General features: G+C 33.8%; 20 protein-coding genes. 12 read left to right on the forward strand and 8 right to left on the reverse strand.

The genetic code is table 11. The features are described 5' to 3' along the window. The first annotated feature begins 1 nt into the window (after position 1). From KO515_RS11165 to KO515_RS11180, 4 genes are all read left to right on the forward strand, one after another. Complete coding sequence (locus KO515_RS11165; protein ID WP_215936427.1) at positions 2-901, forward strand: TIGR01777 family oxidoreductase; 900 nt, start codon at positions 2-4, stop codon at positions 899-901. Between the two features lie 3 nt (positions 902-904). Beyond that, positions 905-1,621, forward strand: coding sequence for a YqjF family protein (locus KO515_RS11170; RefSeq protein WP_215936428.1), 717 nt, complete (start codon positions 905-907; stop codon positions 1,619-1,621). Positions 1,622-1,737: 116 nt separating this feature from the next. Beyond that, positions 1,738-2,295: a sigma-70 family RNA polymerase sigma factor gene (locus KO515_RS11175; protein ID WP_215936429.1), complete on the forward strand. Its 558-nt coding sequence runs from the start codon at positions 1,738-1,740 to the stop codon at positions 2,293-2,295. Between the two features lie 29 nt (positions 2,296-2,324). Then, positions 2,325-2,588, forward strand: a complete 264-nt coding sequence (locus tag KO515_RS11180; protein ID WP_215936430.1) for a hypothetical protein — start codon at positions 2,325-2,327, stop codon at positions 2,586-2,588. Here KO515_RS11180 and KO515_RS11185 read toward each other — a convergent pair. Then, positions 2,565-3,401 carry a hypothetical protein gene (locus KO515_RS11185; protein ID WP_215936431.1) on the reverse strand — a complete coding sequence of 279 codons (837 nt, stop codon included), beginning with the start codon at positions 3,399-3,401 and terminating at the stop codon, positions 2,565-2,567. The genes KO515_RS11180 and KO515_RS11185 overlap by 24 nt on opposite strands. Before the next feature lie 122 nt (positions 3,402-3,523). On the opposite strand from KO515_RS11185, the gene gcvP reads away from it, so the two are divergent. The 4 genes from gcvP to KO515_RS11205 all read left to right on the forward strand — a co-directional run bounded on the left by gcvP (position 3,524) and on the right by KO515_RS11205 (position 9,083). After that, on the forward strand, positions 3,524-6,367 hold the full coding sequence (gene gcvP / locus KO515_RS11190; protein WP_215936432.1) for an aminomethyl-transferring glycine dehydrogenase: 2,844 nt from the start codon (positions 3,524-3,526) through the stop codon (positions 6,365-6,367). 175 nt (positions 6,368-6,542) lie between these two features. Beyond that, positions 6,543-7,601 carry a 3-oxoacyl-ACP synthase III family protein gene (locus tag KO515_RS11195; RefSeq protein ID WP_215936433.1) on the forward strand — a complete coding sequence of 353 codons (1,059 nt, stop codon included), beginning with the start codon at positions 6,543-6,545 and terminating at the stop codon, positions 7,599-7,601. Between the two features lie 23 nt (positions 7,602-7,624). Continuing rightward, positions 7,625-8,161, forward strand: coding sequence for a methyltransferase (locus tag KO515_RS11200; protein ID WP_215936434.1), 537 nt, complete (start codon positions 7,625-7,627; stop codon positions 8,159-8,161). A 73-nt stretch (positions 8,162-8,234) separates the two neighbouring features. Continuing rightward, entirely contained in the window at positions 8,235-9,083 is an 849-nt protein-coding gene (locus KO515_RS11205) for a glycosyltransferase family 2 protein (protein WP_215936435.1), read from the forward strand. Here the strand turns inward: KO515_RS11205 and KO515_RS11210 are convergent. Further along, complete coding sequence (locus KO515_RS11210; RefSeq protein ID WP_215936436.1) at positions 9,080-9,886, reverse strand: DNA/RNA non-specific endonuclease; 807 nt, start codon at positions 9,884-9,886, stop codon at positions 9,080-9,082. The two genes, KO515_RS11205 and KO515_RS11210, sit on opposite strands and share 4 nt — an antisense overlap. Before the next feature lie 9 nt (positions 9,887-9,895). After that, positions 9,896-11,563, reverse strand: coding sequence for an alkaline phosphatase PafA (gene pafA, locus KO515_RS11215; protein WP_215936437.1), 1,668 nt, complete (start codon positions 11,561-11,563; stop codon positions 9,896-9,898). 111 nt (positions 11,564-11,674) lie between these two features. Here pafA and KO515_RS11220 point away from each other — a divergent pair, with 111 nt between their 5' ends. Together KO515_RS11220 and KO515_RS11225 are read left to right on the forward strand one after the other, a co-directional pair. Further along, positions 11,675-12,412, forward strand: a complete 738-nt coding sequence (locus KO515_RS11220; RefSeq protein ID WP_215936438.1) for an MlaE family ABC transporter permease — start codon at positions 11,675-11,677, stop codon at positions 12,410-12,412. A 2-nt stretch (positions 12,413-12,414) separates the two neighbouring features. Next, the gene (locus KO515_RS11225; protein ID WP_178984363.1) at positions 12,415-13,182 is read left to right on the forward strand and encodes an ABC transporter ATP-binding protein; all 768 of its coding nucleotides are present in this window, start codon (positions 12,415-12,417) and stop codon (positions 13,180-13,182) included. A gap of 3 nt (positions 13,183-13,185) precedes the next feature. Here the strand turns inward: KO515_RS11225 and KO515_RS11230 are convergent, their stop codons facing one another. From KO515_RS11230 to KO515_RS11245, 4 genes are read right to left on the reverse strand one after another with little or no spacing between them, the layout of a single operon-like run. Next, on the reverse strand, positions 13,186-14,685 hold the full coding sequence (locus tag KO515_RS11230) for a DUF389 domain-containing protein (RefSeq protein ID WP_215936439.1): 1,500 nt from the start codon (positions 14,683-14,685) through the stop codon (positions 13,186-13,188). Positions 14,686-14,688: 3 nt separating this feature from the next. Then, positions 14,689-15,777: a mannose-1-phosphate guanylyltransferase gene (locus KO515_RS11235; RefSeq protein ID WP_215936470.1), complete on the reverse strand. Its 1,089-nt coding sequence runs from the start codon at positions 15,775-15,777 to the stop codon at positions 14,689-14,691. A 3-nt stretch (positions 15,778-15,780) separates the two neighbouring features. Next, on the reverse strand, positions 15,781-16,389 hold the full coding sequence (locus tag KO515_RS11240; RefSeq protein WP_215936440.1) for a SprT-like domain-containing protein: 609 nt from the start codon (positions 16,387-16,389) through the stop codon (positions 15,781-15,783). A 25-nt stretch (positions 16,390-16,414) separates the two neighbouring features. After that, the gene (locus KO515_RS11245; protein WP_215936441.1) at positions 16,415-17,254 is read right to left on the reverse strand and encodes a DUF4349 domain-containing protein; all 840 of its coding nucleotides are present in this window, start codon (positions 17,252-17,254) and stop codon (positions 16,415-16,417) included. Positions 17,255-17,381: 127 nt separating this feature from the next. Here KO515_RS11245 and KO515_RS11250 point away from each other — a divergent pair, with 127 nt between their 5' ends. Continuing rightward, positions 17,382-18,272 (forward strand): hypothetical protein, encoded by an 891-nt coding sequence (locus KO515_RS11250; protein WP_215936442.1) that lies wholly within the window; start codon positions 17,382-17,384, stop codon positions 18,270-18,272. Continuing rightward, positions 18,269-18,763: a hypothetical protein gene (locus tag KO515_RS11255; protein ID WP_215936443.1), complete on the forward strand. Its 495-nt coding sequence runs from the start codon at positions 18,269-18,271 to the stop codon at positions 18,761-18,763. The genes KO515_RS11250 and KO515_RS11255 overlap by 4 nt, the downstream gene beginning before the upstream one ends. Here KO515_RS11255 and KO515_RS11260 read toward each other — a convergent pair. Next, positions 18,760-22,800: an FG-GAP-like repeat-containing protein gene (locus KO515_RS11260; RefSeq protein ID WP_215936444.1), complete on the reverse strand. Its 4,041-nt coding sequence runs from the start codon at positions 22,798-22,800 to the stop codon at positions 18,760-18,762. The two genes, KO515_RS11255 and KO515_RS11260, sit on opposite strands and share 4 nt — an antisense overlap. Between the last annotated feature and the right edge of the window lie 189 nt (positions 22,801-22,989).

The following is a 22,989-nucleotide window of genomic DNA, read 5'->3' on the forward strand; positions in this document are numbered from 1 at the left end:
CATGAAAACTATCATCATAGCAGGAGGCACCGGATTTTTAGGACAAGTCTTAGAATCTTATTTTTCTAAAAAAGGACATGATATAAAAATCTTAACTAGAAGACCTACACAGTCTAATCATATTTATTGGAACGCAAAGGATTTAGGCCAATGGACCAACGCCCTTGAAGACACAGATGCACTCATCAATCTTACTGGTAAATCCGTAGATTGTAGATATACAGAAGCGAATAAAAAATTAATTCACGATTCTCGTATAGATTCAACACTTTTATTAGGTAAAGCTATAAGCCAATGTAAAAACCCACCTAGAGTTTGGTTAAATATGTCAACTTCTACAATCTATGAGGATTCCTATTCGAAAGAAATGACAGAAGACCATGGCAATATTGGCAATGATTTCTCAATGAATATCGCCAAATCTTGGGAAGCCGCTTTTAACAGTATCGCAACACCACAGACCAAGAAAGTTATTTTAAGAACTTCTATTGTTTTGGGTAAAAATGGAGGTGCTTTAAGTCCATTAAAACAATTAGCAAAATTTGGTTTGGGTGGAAAGCAGTGGCACGGAAAACAAAAAGTCAGTTGGATACATGAAATAGATTTTGCAAGAGCTATTGATTTTTTAATTGAGGAACAACTTGAAGAGACATTTAATATTGTCTCACCAAAACCAACTACAAATGCCTATTTAATGAAAACAATACGAAAAACACTAAATGTCCCCTTTGGAATTTATCAACCAAAATGGCTAATACAATTTGGAGCCAAATTAATTGGAACTGAACCTGAATTAGTTTTAAAAAGTCGTAATGTAATCCCGGAACTTTTAATAAGTAATAGATTCATATTTAAATATCCAGATATTGAAGTTGCACTAGAAAACTTAATAAAACAATAAGCTATGACATTCTTAAAAGCCCAATGGAAAAATCTTATTCTCGTCAATTATGAGATTGATCCAAATATTTTAAAACCCTATATACCAATGGGAACAGAACTTGATAGCTTTAATAATAAATATTATGTAAGCGTTGTTGGATTTATGTTTATAGACACTAAAGTTTTAGGAATAAAACTACCATTTCATATAAATTTTGAAGAAGTAAATCTTCGATTCTACGTTAAACATAATAACAAACGCGGAGTTGTATTTATTAAAGAAATTGTTCCTAAATCTGTAATCACCTTAGTTGCAAATTCTATATATCACGAGCATTATCAAACTCATAAAATGAGACATCATTGGACTAAAAACGATAAATACAAAAAGTTTGAATATCAATGGAAACTCAATCAAAATTGGCAATCTATTTCAGTTACAACGGAAAAAGAATTTTCAACTATTGAAGAAGGTTCTGAAGAACAATTTATCACAGAACACTATTTTGGTTATACAAAACATAAAAACAAAACATTTGAATACGAAGTTGTTCATCCGACGTGGAAAAAATTAAACGTGATTGATTTTAAGCTAAATATCAATTTCGAATCTAATTATGGTGAAGGTTTCAAATTTCTACAATTTGCAAAGCCAACCTCTGTAATACTTGCCGAAGGTTCTGCTGTTGAAGTGAAAAATAAACGCATAATTCATCCTAATAAGAAAAGGCTAGATTAATAATCTAAACTATAGGTCCTTCATTAAAAACATATTTTAATTTTATTTTGAAAACACAGAATATCTCGTAGATAAAAAATTTTAACCTACTTTTGATGCAGCAATGAAATGAAACAATGCCGAAGCATCAAATAGACCCAAATAATTGGGTGAAACTGTATTCAGATTATCTTTTCAATTACACCATTACACGTGTAAATGACAGAGAGGTTGCTCAAGATTTAATATCTGAAACATTTTTAGCTGGACTTAAATCCATGAAAAACTTTAAGGGTGAAGCCAGCGAACGCACTTGGTTAGTTTCAATATTAAAACGTAAAATAATTGACCATTATCGCAAAATAAACTCTAACAAAGGAAAAGCTGAAGTTAGAATGAATTATATCAACGATACAGATTCCGAAGGCGATTGGTTAGAAGAACGCGTTGCCGATTCTACTGTTAAAACCGCTGAAGATAGTTTGGTAAATTCAGAATTAGGTGATGCCATCTACGATTGTTTAGCAAAATTACCAGGAAAACAAGCCGACGTTTTTAAAATGAAGACCATGTTAGGATATGATACAGAATCAATTTGTAAAGAATTGGATATTACTGCGTCTAACCTATGGGTAATTATTCACAGAGCACGAACCGCATTGGCAGAATGCATGGAAGATAATTGGTTTAAATAAATGTTATACCGTTTACAAGGACTTTAAAGATGAAAAAAAGGTTTTTATTTATTAGTTGCGATGAAGCCAAACATATTTGCGATAAAGCTCAATATGGTGAAGCTACTTCTTGGGAACAATTTAAGTTACGATTCCGTTTATTTTATTGTCACATCACCAAAACATATTCAAGAAAAAATACGAAGTTATCTGAAACTATTGAAACATCTAAAGTACAGTGTTTAAAAGCTGAAGAACGAAACAAGCTTCAATCTGCATTGAACGAAGAGTTAACGAAGCAACAACAAGATTAACAGCCAAACTATAGGCAAACTTTCTACCCAAAACGCACTGTAATATTTGGATTGATTTTTGTTTGAAAAAAACAGAAAAACCAACGTAACAAAAGTTATTATAAGTGTTGCAACTATAGTTTTATCTGTTATTTCATTCTTAAAAAATTCCAATATTAAAAAAACGAATAAAAGAACAATTCCAATAATCTTTGTTTTTTTAACCCCTATTTTCTGAGGAATTGTAGCCAATTTTAAACTATCAAAGTTTAGATCTCTAATCTCAAACGGCAACATTAATACGAGAACAAAACAAAAACGTTGCACACTTGTTATCATAACATCTGAACTAAGAGCCATATCATGATTTACTATTGGTAAAATTACTGTCGTAACCATCCAAATTAGAGCAATAAGATATACTTTCAACCCACTTACTTGCCGTAAATTTTTATGATCATCAAACAAATAATGCTTTGGAACCATTATAGGAATGGCATAAAAAAATGTAATAACTCCAAGAATCATGATGACCAATAAGGTTTCTGTTTCAAGTTTCAAAACATAATAGCACATAGCCAAAAACGCTAAAAAAGAAAATACCTGTATCGCTTTTAACCAACTCGCCAAACTGCGATGATGAAACTTAACGACCCCAAAATATTTTACAAAATTATAACCAGTGATTGTTGCAAAAAACACAAAATACAGAAGTTGTTTATCGTAACCTAAGTTAAGCTCAATTAATGTTACCCATGCTAAGGAATACGCTGCAATAGCGACATGAATACTACTATTAAGATAAAAGTTAAAGATGCGTTTTAAAACTTCCATATCGCAAAAGTAAGGATTGTGTTAATAACCTTTAATATCGGTTCAAAACTTTAGTTTTCATTAACTAAAAAATTAGGCTAAATCCTTACTTTTGCAGAACCAAATAAATTATATTTTTTTTAATGGATACAACTTCTTTTGCACTCAGACATATTGGCCCAAATTCAGACGACCAACAGGTTATGTTAGACACTATAGGTGTTAAAAACATTGAACAACTAATAACGGAAACTATTCCTGATAACATTCGCTTAGAAAACGATTTAAACCTCGATGCCGCGCTGAGTGAGCAAGAGTACCTCAGTCACATCAACCAATTATCACAACACAACAAAATATATAAAACGTATATAGGTTTAGGGTATTATCCTACTAATTTACCAGCAGTTATACAACGTAATATTTTAGAAAACCCAGGATGGTACACGGCTTATACACCGTACCAAGCAGAAATTGCTCAAGGACGATTAGAAGCCTTGTTAAATTTCCAAACCATGATTATTGATTTAACAGGAATGGAAATCGCTAACGCATCACTTTTAGATGAAAGCACGGCTGCTGCCGAAGCTATGGGATTATTGTTCGCTGTCAGAGATCGTGCACAAAAGAAAGCAAATGTCAATAAATTCTTTGTCTCAGATTTAGTATTACCACAGACCATTGACTTGCTTGAAACTAGAGCGAATCCTATTGATATAGATTTAGTAATCGGAAACGAAGCTGAATACAATCTGTCTGATGAATATTTTGGTGCTCTACTACAATACCCTGGAAAAAACGGACAGATTACAGATATAAAATCATTTATTGAACAAGCCAACGCTAAAAACATTAAAGTAGCTGTGGCTGCAGATATTTTAAGTTTAATAAAACTTGAAGCTCCTGGTAAATTTGGAGCGGATGTTGTGGTTGGTACCACACAACGTTTCGGAATACCGATGGGTTATGGTGGCCCTCATGCCGCATATTTTGCCACAAAAGAGGCTTATAAACGTGATGTTCCTGGCCGAATCATTGGTGTTACAAAAGACACTAATGGCGATAGAGCTTTACGCATGGCTTTACAAACTAGAGAGCAACATATTAAACGCGATAAAGCAACATCAAATATTTGTACAGCACAAGTTCTTTTAGCTGTTATGGCGGGAATGTATGCTGTCTATCATGGTCCAAAAGGATTAACCTTTATAGCCGATAAAGTTAAAAATGCAACGTCTACCCTAGCAAATGCTTTAGAACGTTTGGGTTTAGAACAGGTTAACTCGCACTATTTTGATACCATTCAAATTAAAGCAGATGCTGTTGATGTAAAGCATGAAGCTGAGAAAAATGAAGTTAATTTTCATTATCCAGATACCAAAACGGTGACGATATCTCTAAACGAAACTACTACCATTTCAGACTTAAATGATATTATTTCAATTTTTGAAAAAGTAACAGGAACGTCAACGGATAAAATTGAAACAATTGCAATTAACGAAACCATTCCAACACACTTAAAACGTCAATCAGACTTTTTAACCTTTGATGTGTTTAACTCCTATCATTCTGAAACGGAATTAATGCGATACATCAAACGTTTAGAACGTAAAGATTTAGCATTGAACCATTCTATGATTTCATTAGGGTCTTGTACCATGAAATTAAATGCAGCTGCAGAGATGTTACCTTTAAGTTGGCCTAATTGGGGAAGTATGCATCCATTCGTTCCTACGAACCAAGCCACAGGTTACAAATTAATGCTAAATGAATTAGAAAATCAGTTATCTGAAATTACGGGTTTCGCAGCGACATCGCTGCAACCAAATTCGGGTGCTCAAGGCGAGTTCGCAGGTTTAATGGTAATTAAAGCGTATCATGAATCTCGTGGTGATCACCATAGAAACATTTGTTTAATACCATCATCCGCACACGGCACAAATCCTGCAAGTGCTGTTATGGCTGGTATGAAAGTTGTTGTGACTAAAGCTTCAGATAACGGCAACATTGACGTTGAAGATTTAAGAGAAAAAGCTGAATTACATAAAGACAATCTTTCTGCGATTATGGTCACTTATCCATCTACGCATGGTGTTTATGAAGCTTCAATTAAAGAAATTACAAAAATCATTCACGATAACGGAGGTCAAGTTTATATGGATGGCGCCAACATGAATGCACAAGTTGGTTTAACTAACCCAGGAAATATAGGTGCTGATGTTTGTCATTTAAATTTGCATAAAACCTTTGCGATTCCGCATGGAGGTGGTGGACCAGGTGTTGGACCAATTTGCGTAGCCAAACAATTAGTACCGTTTTTACCAGGAAATCCAATTATAAAAACCGGAGGTCACCAAGCCATTACAGCAATTTCAGGAGCTCCTTTTGGATCGGCATTAGTTTGTCTTATTTCTTATGGTTATATAAAAATGTTAGGCTATAGAGGTCTGAAAAAAGCAACTCAGGTAGCCATACTAAATGCCAACTATATTAAAGAACGTTTAAGTGGATCATATCCAACTTTATATTCTGGTGAAATGGGAAGAGCTGCTCATGAAATGATTATTGATTGTCGTGATTTTAAAGCCAACGGTATTGAGGTTACAGACATCGCCAAACGTTTAATGGATTATGGTTTCCATGCACCAACAGTTTCATTTCCGGTTGCTGGAACCATGATGATCGAACCAACAGAAAGTGAGAGTAAAGCTGAAATGGATCGTTTTTGTGATGCAATGATTTCAATTCGAAAAGAAATTGACGCCACTTCTAAAGACGACGCTAATAATATGCTTAAAAACGCCCCTCATACTTTAGAAATGCTAACTTCAGATGAATGGTCATTGCCATACAGTAGAGAAGCTGCAGCATTTCCATTGGATTTTGTGAGAGACAATAAATTTTGGCCAAGTGTGAGACGTGTGGATGATGCCTACGGAGATCGAAATTTAGTATGTAGCTGCGAACCTATTGAAGCTTACATGTAAACTCAATTAGAACCTATAGAACGTAAAAAAGTATTCATTTTGAATACTTTTTTGTGTTTTATATAGTGACAGCCTGTAATTTTTAGGAATTTATCAAAAATTGAATCTTTAAAACTTTCCTGCCATGAAAGCTCTTCAATAATGATTAAATTTGTTATTACGAAAATAAATTACGATGGGGATTAAAATCACTGGAACGGGAAGCTATATACCTAGTCATATAGAAAAAAACGAGAACTTTTATAATCATCAATTTTTAAATGCAGACGGATCTACAATTAAGAATTCAAATGAAGTTATTGTAGAAAAATTTAAAGCGATTACAGGCATAAAAGAACGACGGTATGTTACTAACGACCTACTAAATTCAGACATCGCTTCTTATGCCGCTGAAAAAGCAATTGAAGACGCTAACATCGATAGAGAAACTATAGATTATATTATTGTCGCTCATAATTATGGTGACATAATGCATAATTCAGAGCAAAGTGATACGGTCCCAAGCATAGCGTCTAGAGTAAAACACTTGCTCAAAATTAAAAATCCTAAATGTGTAGGTTACGATATACTTTTTGGTTGTCCAGGATGGATTGAAGGAGTTATCCAAGCTAAAGCATTTATAGCTTCTGGTATTGCTAAGCGTTGTTTAGTTATTGGTAGTGAAACCTTATCTCGAGTTATAGATCCACATGATAGAGACTCCATGATTTATGGTGACGGAGCAGGTGCGGCAATTATAGAACAAAGTGAAACTGAAGATGGTATTTTAGCACATGAATCAGCAACATTCTCCTATGATGAAGCGCATTTTATTTTCTTTGGAAAAACAAATGATAAGGAAAGCAAAGCCGAGCGTAAATACATTAAAATGTATGGTCGTAAAATTTACGAATTTGCACTCACCAATGTGCCACAAGCTTTAAAAACCTGTTTAGAGAAAAGTGGGCGTTCTATACATGACGTGAAGAAAATATTAATCCATCAGGCTAATGAAAAGATGGACGAAGCTATAGTAAAACGTTTTTACAAACTTCACCAAATGGAAATGCCAGAAGGAGTGATGCCAATGACTATAAATATGTTAGGAAATTCTAGTGTAGCAACCGTACCCACATTATTTGATGTAATCTTAAAAGGGAATTTAGAGCACCAAGAAATTAATAAAGGTGATGTTATTATCTTTGCAAGTGTTGGTGCTGGCATGAATATTAATGCTATTGTTTATCAGTATTAGATTTTAGAGATTCTTCAGTATAGATGTACGAAAAAACATATCCAAACAAGCGTTTTAAACTCACACTTCAGTTTTTAAAAAAACATATTAGTATCTCGGAAACAATCTTAGATTTGGGAGTAAATAACCCATTTTCTGAAATCATGATTTCTGAAGGCTATTCAGTTGACAATACTACTGGTGAAGATTTAGATGAAGACACCTCAACGATTAAAAATTCAACCGCTAATGTTGTCACTGCTTTTGAAATTTTTGAGCACCTATTATCTCCTTACGAAGTTTTAAAAGCGATTAAAACCGATAAGATTGTAATTAGCGTGCCATTAAAATTGTGGTTTTCATCGGCTTACAGAAGTAAAACAGATATGCTAGACAGACATTACCATGAGTTTGAAGATTGGCAACTCGATTGGCTATTAGAAAAAACAGGATGGGTGATTAAAGACCGACAAAAATGGACTAATCCTGTAAATAAATTAGGGATTCGGCCAATACTACGGCGTTTTACACCGCGATATTATATTGTTTATGCTGAAAAGCAACTGAATTCAAACTCATAAATTCCAAATTCCAATTCCTCATTATCGAATTTGCAGTATTAAAGTTTAACTTTGAGTTTTAAATCTTAAGCTTTTGAACTTCCACATCATCATTCCTGCGCATAACGAAGAAGACTACATAAGTAAAACTATGGAATCTTTAGTAAAGCAAACGTTACAGCCAAAGCATGTTGTTGTTGTGAATGATCATTCTTCAGATCATACGCAAACTATTGTTGAAGATTACTCTTCAAAATACGACTGGATTTCTATAATAAATTCAAAATCTTCAGATAAGCACCTCCCTGGATCTAAAATTATAAATGCCTTCAACAAAGGTTTAGCCTTTCTTGATGATGACTATGACATCATTTGTAAATTTGATGCTGATCTTATTTTTCCTGAGAATTATTTGAAAAAATTAGCAGACCATTTCCATTCAAATAAACAATTAGGTATGGCTTCTGGCTTTTGTTACATTGAAAAAAATGGTGGTTGGATTCTTGAAAACCTAACCAATAAAGACCATATTAGAGGAGCACTTAAGGCTTATAGAAAAGATTGCTTTACCCAAATTGGAGAACTTAAACCATCAATGGGCTGGGATACGGTGGACGAGTTGCTGGCTAAATATCACGGTTGGGACATTCTAACGGATGAGAGCCTTCACGTGAAGCATTTAAAACCAACTGGACAATCCTACAATAAAGCCTCTAAACATTTACAAGGGGAAGCCATGTACAAGATGCGCTATGGGTTTTGGATTACTTTGATTTCGGCTATAAAACTAGCGTCTAAAAAAGGAAGTTTCAAACTTTTCAGAGATTACATGACGGGTTATTTTAAAGCGAAATCTCAGAAAGTAGATTTTCTCGTTTCTAAAAATGAAGGAATATTTATTAGAGATTTGAGATGGAAAGGCATTAAGAGTAAATTCAGCTAGAAACTCCAACTTTTATAACTGCTTGATGCTTCTAACTTATCTTCAAGAGCATCATCTAACTCCGGAAAAAAATCAATTCCTGTCAACCTTTCAACCTCATCAACTGAAACGACAAATTGATATAATGGCAAATCGGAATCTTTATGATCCATTAAAAATGCTAGCATCTTAATTTCCCCCTTGGTATGATCTAAAATCACTTTATAAAACTGATTAGGCACTGAAACCTCTTCATCACCTATACTTTTCAAGTTATCTTCTAAAACACCACCAGTCACCACAAAAACACCGTCATTCTTCTTTGCCCAATAGCGTGTTTTTTGCTCTAAACGATTCCAAACACCAGCATTAAATTTATGCTCTTGTGGACTTATATTACTCGTCAAAAAAGTTTCGTCATGTGCTTCTTGCGTAAACCGTCTATCCGCTGCAGGACATAAATGCCCTCTATCATAACCTGAGTTTTTATAATTTCGCCAATGTGCTGCACCTGTTTTTACCGCTTCATCAATTTCAAAATACGGTCGTTTATGATTTGTAGAACTAAGATGTGAGGCTTTTAACTCATACGCCACCCATTCGGCTTGCTCATGTGGTTCGCTATATGATAATGAATAATTCTGATGATGTACAACGTGCCCCGTTGTACTTGTTGGCAGAAAATAATGATTCGTGTTTTCTTTTATGGTTTCACCCTCTTTAACAACTTCTGCTTTCGCTTCAGAATTTAAAAAATGCTCGTAGCTGTATATGCCAATCACGATAATGACAGCAATGATAGTGTAAATCGGTTTTCGCTTCAAAATCAGAACTTAATCAATCACATAACCTAAAGGCTGACCAGTTGCTCCATTAGGAAAACTAACCCCTAATAACGCCGAAATTGTTGGTGCAATATCAGGAATTACCGTTTTATCAAACGTCTGTCCGTGCTTAATGCCTTTTCCAAAGAATAACAATGGCACATGCGTATCATAATTTAAGGCGCTTCCATGTGTTGATCCTGTTTTTCCGTAAGAAATATAAGCAGCATCGTTTACTATAAGAACATCCCCAGAACGCTTTTGATTATGGCCGTTTTGCAATAACTCCTCTACACCAAATGAAAAACTTGTAGTACTCATTGTAGTACCCGTATACACTTTAGACACGTTTGGATAACTCAATTCTTCCATAGCGATAGCATCTTGAACATCACTAAGCTTTAACCCTAACGCTTTCACTTTAACTCTATCTAAAAATATTTGATCGTTGCTAATATTCTCTACAATGTCTTCACCACCATATGTCTCCTTTAAAAACGCATTAAGTTTCACTTTTCTATCCTTATTATCTACATAGCCTGCAGGCACTTTTACGGAATTTAAATATGAAGGCACGTCAACCGCACCATGATCTGCTGTTAAAAACACAGTATATTCTCCTTGCCCAACTGTAGTATCTAAATATTGGAACAAGCGCTCTAAGTCTTTATCTAAACGAATGTAAGTGTCTTCAATTTCTTTAGAATTAACACCAAAATTATGCCCTACATAATCTGTAGCTGAATAACTCACAGCAAGCACGTCTGTAATTTTATCTTTTCCTAAATCCTCTCCATTTATAGCTGCAATTGCAAAATCAGTTGTTAAACTGTTACCGTAAGGAGTCGCTTTTAAAATATCAAAACCTCTATTGTCTTTACTTAAAGCCTTTAAATCATAAGGAAAGGTCGCTTTTTCTTTTCCTTTAAAACCACCTTCAAATGTATTCTCATCCACTCCACTTTCTGTATACGTTGAAATATCATAAAATGTATCCCATTCCTTCAAGTAGGATTCTGCTTTTTCAGACGTATTAAAATCCTTAACCCATTGTGGCAATGCATTCATATAAAATGAACTAGAAATCCAACTCCCTTCATCTCTTCCATGAAACCAATAGGCTGCATTCGCGGTATGACCAGCTGGTAAAATTGCTCCTCTATCTTTTAGCGCTACTCCGATGGTCTTCCCTTTCATCTGTGTAAACAACCTGTTTTCATCAGAAAACGTTGTGGTCTGCATTCTATGCGGAGACATTTTCCCTGCCTTATCTTCGGTACCTATTGAAGTTACATTATCATCAGCAGCACAATACACCATTTCCTTAATCTCCTTGTCATACCAATTATTACCTATAATACCGTGATATTTTGGTGTTGTTCCTGTGTAAACTGAAGTATGCCCTGGACCTGTATAAGTTGGCACATAATTGAAATGATTGTTTTTACAATTGAACCCCTCATTTATCATACGGTTAAACCCACCATCACCAAACTTTGATTCAAAACGTGTTAAATAATCATATCGCATTTGATCCACTACAATACCTACAACTAATTTAGGATTATCGTTAGATTCTAAAATTGAAGTTTCCGTTTTTACATCAGTAGTTGTATTTTGTGCTCCACAAGAGGAAAAAATAAACAAAACAACAATTAAAGAGAAGATATTTTTCATTTGAATAAGACTTTATTAAGAGTCTCAAAAATACAATTTTTATACTATCTTAGATTAAATTAACATTAATAACTAATCATTTTTTATACTTTAGCAGTAATAAATTCGCACATGAAATACCTACATAATATTGGCACTTATTTTATTATGATTAAGGATATTTTTCGCAGACCCACTAAATGGTCGGTGATGAAACCCTTAATATTAAAAGACATTGATGACCTTATCATAGGTTCATTAGGTATTGTAGCCTTTATTTCGTTTTTTGTTGGAGGAGTTGTAGCCATACAAACCTCACTAAATATGACAAGCCCTTTGATGCCAAAATATTTGGTAGGCTTTGCAACACGTCAATCTATAATTTTAGAATTTGCACCCACGTTTATCTCTATAATTATGGCCGGTAAAGTGGGTTCGTTTATTACATCTAGTATTGGAACTATGCGAGTTACTGAACAAATTGATGCTTTAGAAGTTATGGGAATTAATGCCATTAACTATTTGGTATTTCCTAAATTTATTGCTTTAACTTTATATCCGTTTGTAATTTCAATTGCGATGTTTTTAGGCATATTAGGCGGACTTATGGCATGTGTTTATGGTGGTTATGGAACGATGGAGGATTATGTAGAGGGAGTGCAATTAGATTTTATTCCATTTCATTTTATATATGCTTTTATAAAAACCTTTGTATTCGCCTTTTTATTAGCCACTATACCTTCGTATTATGGCTATTTTATGGAAGGTGGAGCCTTAGAAGTTGGTAAAGCAAGTACAACCTCTTTTGTGTGGACTAGTGTTATGATCATTCTTGTCAACTTTTTACTAACCAGTATATTACTCGGCTAATTATGATAGAAGTTAAAGACTTAAAAAAATCGTTCGGCGATACCCAAATTTTAAAAGGTATAACAACGTCTTTTGAAAAAGGAAAGACCAATTTGGTTATTGGTCAGAGTGGCTCTGGTAAAACCGTATTCTTAAAATGTTTATTAGGCTTGTTTGAATATGAAAGTGGTTCTATTTCTTACGAAGGAAAAAATTTCAGCAAATTATCGCGAAATGAAAAAACCAATTTACGTTCAGAAATGGGAATGGTTTTTCAAGGAAGTGCCTTGTTTGACTCTATGACTATTGCCGAAAATGTGATGTTTCCATTACGTATGTTTACAAAACAAAGTAAAAGTGAAATGGAAGATCGTGTTGATGAGGTTTTAAAACGGGTTAACTTGGATGATGCACACAAAAAAATGCCGAGTGAAGCTTCAGGGGGAATGCAGAAACGAGTTGCTATTGCTAGAGCTATAGTTAACAGACCAAAATACCTATTTTGTGACGAACCCAACTCTGGATTAGATCCTAAGACAGCCATTGTCATTGATAACTTAATTCAAGAAATTACTGATGAATTCAATATCACCACAGTTGTTAATACACATGATATGAACTCTGTTATGGAAATCGGTGAAAAAATTGTTTTTCTAAAAAATGGCCTATTAGAGTGGGAAGGCTCTAGTGAAACTATTTTTAGAACGGACAATGAAGCCGTTACTAACTTCGTTTATTCTTCTGAATTATTTAGAAAAGTCCGTAAAATGTACCTTGAAGAAAGCGAGTAATCGTTAGTTTCGTTTTATATACACCGTATCAACTTTTAATTCATTCTTAAGCCATTTTTGTAAGTTGCGTTCCTTAATAGAAACGACACTATCCGTAAGTTTAACTTGCCATCTTACATTAGCAACTGTTACGGTATCTATATTAATAAAATCTTTTGACTCTAGCATTTTAGCGTAACCAAAATACTCTAAATCACTAAATTTAATTTTAGCATCACGAGACAGGGCACTAAATGACACCGCGTTCTTATTGGTATCTTTGGATTCTATAACTTTATTCAAATTAGAGATATTAGCTTGTAGCTCCTCTATTTGTTTTTGAAGCCCATCAATCACATTATCTTTTCTATCTAAATCTGCATAAGCACGATCTAATGATTCCATTAAGCGGTCTGCGCTTCTTGTTTTATTAGCATTTATAATTAATTCAAAATCCTTAATACTCTCATAACTTTTCTTGCTAATTTGTAAAGCTGAAACCATCTCCTCACTAACATCTCCGTTAAAATGTAGACTAATTATTTTAGTATCTGGATCTAAATCCTTTTCTCTTTTTTGATACCAAAGGTTAGGATTACTTTCTATATCATTTTTAACAAAACTATCAAAATCTCTTGTATATTTACTCTCTTGTAGCACCGTTAAAAATGTCCAAATTGCAGGAATCATTACTACAATAGCTATGAGCATAGCAATCCTAGATGTACGTTTACGCCTTGCTGAATTCGCATATTTTAACATTGGAAAACGCAAGAGTTTTAACACTAAGAATGTTGCTAATGCTATAAATATTGTATTAATAGTAAACAAATACATCGCGCCTCCAAAATAAGACCAATTACCCTCAGCTAAGCCATATCCTGCGGTACACAAAGGTGGCATTAAAGCCGTTGCAATGGCAACACCAAATATTACTGAAGCTATTGTACCTTTTTTTGTTCTCGCAATAATTAAGGCTAAACCACCAAAAAACGCAATTAAAACATCGCGAATATCTGGTCTTGTTCTTCCTAAAAGTTCTGAAGTTTCGGCACTTAATGGAAACAGGTAAAAGAATAAAAATGCCGTTAATAAACTCAGAACAATCATTGTGGCTAAGTTTATTAGTGATTTCCTTAAGGTGTCAATATCGTTAATGGCAATTGACATTCCGATTCCTAAAATCGGCCCCATTAATGGAGAAATTAACATGGCACCAATCACAACAGCTGTAGAGTTGGCATTTAAACCAATAGATGCCACAAAAATTGAGCAGACCAAAATCCAAGCCGTTGCTCCTTTAAATGGAATATCTACTTTTATCGCTGTAATGGTCGCATCTCTATCCGTATCATCTCTAAAATCGAGCAGTTCGCTTAAAAATGTTTTTACACTTGCAAATAAACCTTGAGCATCTTTTTTTACTGCTGCTTTCTTTTCTTCAACTGCAGCTTCCTTATTCATCTCGTTGGTAATTTGCTGCTGCTCTTCTTCAGAAAAGTTAAATTTATTCTCGTCACTCATATTTTACCCGTATTCTTCTCCAAAATTGGCTTTTACGTTTTGAAGTACTTTTTTAATATCCTGTTCTTTTGCTTTAGGAAAGATAAGTAAAACTTCGTCTTTATCAACAATTATATAATCTTTTAGTCCGTCTATAACCACAAGTTTATCTTGTTTAGAGCGAATCATATTGCCGTTAGCATCTTCTAACAATGTTTTCGCATTCACTACAGCATTATTGTCGTCGTCCTTATCTAATTTATCATAAAGACTTCCCCATGTTCCCAGGTCATTCCAATCAAAAGTGGCAGGTATAACGAATACATTATCACTCTTTTCCATCAATGCGTAATCAACAGAGATATTTTCAGCTTTTTGATAATTCTCCTTTATAAATTCATCTTCAAGTTCTGTATTATAGACAGCGTAACCGCTTTCGAACAATTCAAATAATTTTAGTTGATTGCGCTTAAAGGCGGAAATAACTGTTTTAGCACTCCACATAAAGATCCCAGCATTCCATAAAAAATTACCTTGACTTATAAAGGATTTTGCCGTTTCGTAATCTGGTTTTTCTCTAAATTGGCTGACTTGCTTTATTTCTGTTGTTGCCGTTTTATCGTATTCAACATAACCATAACCTGTATTAGGAAATGTTGGAGTAATACCCAAAGTCATTAAGGCATCATTAGATTCGCAAAAGTCAAACGCTGTTTTCACGTTATTAGAAAAGGCTTGCTCATCTTCAATCCAGTGGTCACTTGGTGCCACAATCATTACAGCATCTTCGTTTTCTTTCTGAATCTTTAAAGCGGCATAAAGTATACAAGGTGCCGTATTTCGCATGGCAGGTTCTAAAACCACTTGTCGTTTTGTAACGTTTGGTAATTGTTCAAAAACTAAATCATTATAGCGCTCGTTAGTTAATATGAATATATTCTCTTCAGGGATTAATTGTGCTAACCTGCTAAATGTTTTTTGTATCAAGGTATCACCAGTTCCAAGCATATCATGAAACTGTTTTGGAAAATCTTGTGTACTTACTGGCCAAAATCTTGAACCTACTCCTCCTGCCATTAATATGGCGTAATAATTTTTATTTTTGCTATCCATCATTCAACTTATGTTTTTATCTAAAACCTCTACTTCTGCATTTGGGTTAAACAAATATAATTTACCCGAGTTAATTTCTAAACATTCGTAGCGTTTTCTTCTTTTATTTCCTTTTTTAAAGACTCTACCATTGTAAAGTTTAAAGGTTGTATTCAAAGGTACTTCAAATACGTACGTTTTATCGTTACTTTCGTCAAATTGCTTTAAGGCAAAGGCGAGCTGCGTGTCTGTATCGCTAGATGCCTTTGGATTTTTAAAATGTTTCGCTAATAAAGGTAGTAATTCTGAAGGAAAAATTTCTGGATGCAAAAATGGTAGCATTAAATGCTGAAAGGTTTGCTTCCACTCTCTTCCATGTGGCTTTATAAAACGTCCATAAGTTTGATAAGCCTCATAATGTGCAATTTCGTGAAGTAATGTGATTAAAAATCGATACGAATTGAGGTTAGCGTTTACCGTAATCTGGTGTTGACCATTTGGTAACTCCCTATAATCACCATGACGTGTTTTGCGCTCATTCTTAACTTTTACTATTAAATTATCAATAGCCAAAAGTTTAGCAATCATTGGTTGTGCCGCAGTAGGAACAAAATTTAAAGGCTGTGTTTGCATTGATGTAAAAATAAGGGTTAAATTATTATTTTTTCACTCTTTTTCTAATCAAAATAAAAGCTACCATTCCGATAACAATAAAAGGCCAAATATAGACTAATCCAATAAAAACTAATTTTAAGACATCCCAACCAGAAGTAAAACCTTCTTTTATTTCAGCTATAAACGTTTTCTTGTAGTGCTCTGGTTCCTCTTTGTATTCTACGGTTTCATACAAATCGATTTGAATGGTGCTAAACGCCACCTTATTTGTTAAGTATTTAATTTGACCTTGACTTGATTCAATTTCTTCTTGAATACGTTGTAGTTTTTCTTCAACATCTAATAAATCTTCCACACTATTGGCTTTAGATCTAAGAATGTTTTCGTAGCGTTCCTTAACTTCTAGTTTAGTTTTCAAACGCGCTGTAACATCTATAAATTCTGAAGTAACGTCTTTGGTCGTTATATTTTCATACGCTATAAATTCAGCAACACTACTTATGGAGTCCATGATAATATCAAAATCCTTGGAAGGCACTTTTAATGTGAATCGATTCTCTTTTTTATATAGATTATTTTCAAATCGTAAATCTGAAATATAGGAATTATAAGCCTGAGAAATACGTTTTACCCGTTCCGTAGCAATTTTTACATTTTTTACTTTGTATCTTACATTAGCTGATTTTATAATTTTTAAATTTTTCAATTGTGGTTTAGATTTGCTCTCAAATTCGACGTCATCAGTTTTAATCGCTTCAAAATCCGTTTCAACATCTACACTTTTTAAAGCAAAGTTTTCGGATGATTCGGATTGCTGGCATGCAACTAAAAGTATCGCTATAGCACATAAGATTAATGTTGTTTTTAATGATTTACGTTTCATAATGTTTTATTTTTAAGATTTCAATCAAATCTATATGAAGACACGAATCACTAGTTGTAAAGCTGTTGTAAAGCCATTGTAAAACACTTACACTATTAAAAATCAAGTATCTAAAAACAACCACCTATTGATATCTAAGGACTTAAAACTTTTCACTTCTCTTAAAGAATTGGTTATAAAAACATTTCTTAAGTCTCATAATGCGCCTAAATCGGTTAAAGATTGGAGTGGAAATGAAATTGTATTGTTTCAAGAAGATTTATTAGATAGTGTAAAAGCAAGAGTCAGTGAAAAATGGTTTTACACCTATTTTAAGAATGATGCTGATAAGTTACCGAGAATAGACATGCTTAATTTACTAAGTACTTATGTTGGTTTTAAAAGTTGGTCAGATTTTAAAATCAAGAATAGTAAATCCGCTAATCATAAAACGAAAACATTAAAATTCTTTGTATTCCCCATACTGCTATGTATAATATTAGGTGGTGTTTGGATCATGAACAGAAGTCACACCTATACAATTTGCTTTATTGACGATATTAAAGGACAACCTATTAATACTATAGGTTTAGACATAAAAATATTGAACACCAATGACACTCCAACATATATAAAATCTGATACTAGCGGCTGTTTCAATTATACAACCAAAGCAGATTATATAAAATTTGTAGTACAATCTCCTTATCATAAAACAGACACCATTGTAAAATCTATTAACAACATTAACAATGGTAACATAAAATTAAATACAGATGATTATGCCTTGATGCTCAATTATTATTCTAGTAAAAATATCATAGATTGGAAAGCACACAGAGCGAATCTTGACACTATTTTTTCTAAAGATGCATTGATTTATCAAATCTTTCCCAATAATGTAGGTATAGAATTATATACCAAAAATGAATTTATTAATAAACTCACAACTCCTACTAAAAGTTTAAAACACATGAAAATTTTAAGCAAAACTTATAGTAATGGTAAAATTGTGAAACTTAAATTTATTGTAGAATGAAACGCTATTTAACTCTTTTAATTCTCGTATTATTTAGCTGTAATACTGCTACTAATGAGAAATCTATGGAACACTCAGAAATGGATGATTCAGAAATAAACGCCATAAGTGCTTTGGATATTGAAAAATCAAATTTCAATGAATTGAATCTAATTGAAGAAAAACTACAAGACAGTTATGATTTGGTTTACTTAACTGAAAAGAATTCAGATTTTGAGACGACTAAACTATCTAGTTCAGTAATTATTAAGAATTTAATTTTAGACAACTTAGACAACCATAATTTTCCCACAATTACTGACATACAACAAATAGGAAACCTAGAATCCTTAAATGATTCTATTACTCATATTAATTTCAGATATATTTTAAAACAGGGTAATTCCGAAATAAAAGACACACTAAAAGCTATCATGCATAAGCAAAACGTAACTATTGAAGGGCAAACTAAAACTTCAATTAAAATTGATTTTACGAGCTATAAGGATTAATTATTCACCACAATCATTTTAGAATACGCATTCACTTTCAACAAATATAAACCTGTTTCTGCAGCCGTTAACTTTATAGTCGTTGTGTTTGTTAGTGCATCATAACGTCTACTTTGTAGTTCTAATTTTCGTCCTCCCATATCAAATACCTGAATAACATCATTTGAATTTGTACTCGAAATATTTAGTTCTCTATTCGTGGTTGGGTTTGGGTACACTCCAATTTCTGAAGTTACTTCATTAATATGTAAAACCTCTCCTTCAAAATAAGGAATCGCAAAACTAAAGGTCGCTTCAGCTACAGCTTGACCAATAAATCGTCCAGGAATATCATCTGCAGGCGGGTGTATTCCTCCCCAAATTCGACTTAAACTTGTTTGATTGGATGCATCTCTATATGTTGCCCATTGCAAAACAACATCTTGTGATGGTCCTTCTTCAAACACCAAAAACTCATTCTTTTTTGCTACAAATTCTGCTATACCTCCTGGGAAGAATTCATCTCCCGTCATAAAGGTCATTAATTCAGAAGCTGTTCTAGAATATGTAGAATGCCCTGATACAAAGCCCGCAAAAGGAGGCGTTACAAATGTTGGTCTTTGGTAGGGATACCAATTTTCAGCTAAAATCCATCCGACTCCAGCTTGGTCTGTTTCTGTATTACTTATATAATCGTGACCTTTCCAAGTGTATAATTTTATTTTTCCAACGTTTATGTCTAAAACTCCAGCTAACGGATCACCTTCTTCAACCACTTCAATATAGCCATCAACTAATTCTATTCCAGAAACACTATAATTGTCTAGTGATGGATCGGTACTCTGACCTTGTGTTGCCATATACCGAAGTGCAGATATAGGTCTAATATAATCGTACCATCCTTTTATACTCCATGCTGAAATTGCTGCATCATGCATACCTCCTCCTAAAATAAAATAAGATTTTACATCCCATTCTAGCGGATCTAAAATATCACCTTCGCCTTTAAAACGCTTTTCAAATTGTGGATGATCGCTCACATAATTCAACAAGGTAAACCAATGACCTGGTGGAGTTTCAGAGTCTGGACCATCTGCCCAAAATTCAGCTAACACTCTGGTATAATCACCACGAGGCACCATATTAGACGCGTATGGACTTCCTGTAACCGGATTGATGGCATGGCCTTGACTATTTGCACCACCTTCAATAAAATCATAATAATCTGGATAATCATTAAAGCTCATAGGAAATGAACTTATATCCACATTCCCGATAGACTTAGGTGATATGTCCCACATGACATTATCAGTGGGGTCTAAATGCGATTGCCATATTGACACCATAGAGAATCCCCATTTATAAGCTTCACTTTCTGAAGTATTTTCTGTCGTGCTTATATATGGTGGATCTGAAGGGTCATGATACACATTATATATGTCTCCATCTCTATCATATGCAATTTTATCTTCATCGGTTAAAGCAAAAGAAGATACATTACCCCATTCTGGACTTAAAAACGGAGGCACACTACCATCTATAATATTCCCGCTTTGGTCAATATAAGTCTCTAAGCTTAATGGCTCCCATCTATTTGGATCGTTAATTGGAGGGTGAGTCAGCAAATCTAAAGCATAAGGTGCATTTACAGGTTCATAATAAGCATTATTATACCCTGAAGCCTCTCTTGACCCATCTTGCAAACCATAATCTATTAACGTTTGCGCAACATAATTACCTAAAGCTGCTGCTCTCCCATTTTCATAAAGCAAGGATGAATATGTCATATTATAGCCCAATTTATCCATTAACAAATCGAATCTCGCTTGAGTAACTTCAACATTTGGAGAATTTTGAAAACGATGAGATAACAGACGGTACATCGCAAAACTTATAGCAATTTTTTGAGATTCTTCTTTACTTTCTGCTGGAATAAAATCGTCTAAAGTACTGCTAAATCCATGTACAGTATTTCCTATTAAATAAGGAGCAGCAACGTCATCATAAATGGCCCAAATATCATACATGGCAACGCTTGTATGAAATAAGTTTCTAGCATGAATAGTTGGTCTTGCATAGTCCTTTCTAATTGCTTCGAGCAGCGCCTCATTCCATAAACGCGCTATAGATATATCTTCAGGAAGATTATCAACTCCTAAACTTACTTGAATTGAGGTTTGCAAACTGCTACATTGTTCGCTAACTTCTTCAACTGACACTGTACCTGATTCTTCTAAATGCCATTTTACCGTTACAGTATCTGTTCCTTGACCACTCATTATCTCACCGCCTGAAACGACCCAATTTGCTGTAGATTCACTCCCTAGGCTATAATTATAAGTTTCAGTAGCTAAAAAGGAAGAAGCTAAACTTCCTGTTATTTCATTTGATTCTAGATATGTGCAAGTGTCATCTGACAAGGTTGCCTCTGGATTATAATTACAGGACAACGGGTCTGTACATCCATAAATCTTTTGACTGGGAATGATATTTAATTCTTGATAACCTTCACCCTCCGTCGCTTTTATAGTAGAATCAACGTTTAAATCAAGGTAGGTTTCAACTATACCAGAAGGCCATTTTATTTCCAATGAGAGTACATTATCTGCATCTCCCAAACCAAAATGAACAGCCTGTAAACTTTGTCCTAATACACCAACACCAGAATAATATCGTTTTAAAGCCCCATCTGCAGTTGTTAAGGTAACGATTGTACCTATCGCATCTCTATTAGAGATTGTGCCTTCTAATTGTAATTTAAAAAAGTGTGCCTCTGGAATTGTAGTGTCGAAATTTAAAGTTTTGTTTTCATATAAAAAAGAGGGCCCATTACTGTTGGTTAAAAATAAATCAACGTCACCATCATTGTCATAATCCCAATCAAGAGCTTCTACACTAATCGTAACTTCGTTTAAATGTAACTCAGAAGATACATCTTCAAAATTGTTTCCTCCATTGGCAAAACTACTTTTAAAATAAAAGTTGGGCTCTGCATATCTGTCTCCGAAATCATAGCCATTCGCTACAAATAAATCTTCGTCACCATCGAGATCAAAATCTGAAAATTTAACTCCCCAAGACCATCCAGTATTACTGAATGTAAACTCACTTGCCATTTCTGTAAATGTATTGTCACCATTATTATCGAGTAGAAAATTCTGATCTATAGTCGTTACTAGTACATCAAAATCACCATCCTTGTTATAATCACTCATGGCAATACCCATATCATCTCCCATCGTATTTGCCCCATAACTCAAAGCTTCATCGGTAAATGTATTACCATTATTATTTATATATAGATAATTAGCTTTACTTAAATCATTTGAAACCAATAAATCCATAAAACCATCTTCATTAAAATCGAACGGTAGTGCGGTAAAACTCGCTCTACCTTCAGTAGTAAAAAGCCCGGTTGCCATTGTAGCATCCGTAAACGTTTCATTACCATTATTTCTATAGAACTGGTTACTACCACAACCATTCCAGTCATTAATATAAATATCTAACAAACCGTCATTATTATAATCAAACCAAGTTGCGCCAGTATATCGACAAAACAAAGTGGGCTGAAAACCTGCACTATCGGTAATATTTAAAAATGTTCCATCTCCTAAGTTTTTCCATAATTGCAGTTTAAGTGAATTTGTTAAAAATAAATCTGGAAAGCCATCATTATTAAAATCTCCCCAAAACGCACCGCTTTTGTTACCGTCTAACCCAAAATACTGACTACCTCCTTCTTCTTGAGTTAATAAATCAACAAAACCTGCTACATCGGTGACATCTGTAAACGTGCCATCATTATTATTTTGAAACAAGCGGCTGAATGTTTTAGGACTACTGGGATCATCTTTCGCCTTTGCAACCACAAATACATCTAAATCATTATCCCCATCATAATCTGCAACGGCTACTCCATTATTATCCTCAAGAACACTCAGACCAACAATATTTTCTACATGATTAAATACCTGAGTATATCCATTTTCAATCATAAAAATCATTAGTAAAATAATGATACCGTATAGTTTTAGATCGTGTAGTTTTTTAACCATATGACATTTTTTTTATAAATATAAAAATTAGCTTTAACATTCCATTAACTTTTACAATAATAACACAGGATGGTATATTCGGACAAGCTAATTACTATAGACTTCAGACACATTTTAATCCGTTAATAAATACAATGACGATCTTGAACTTTAGCTAAAAAAACGTTAACTTAGCTAGACGCTATTTAA

This window comes from Winogradskyella psychrotolerans (genome assembly GCF_018860545.1).
Lineage (GTDB): Bacteria > Bacteroidota > Bacteroidia > Flavobacteriales > Flavobacteriaceae > Winogradskyella > Winogradskyella psychrotolerans_A.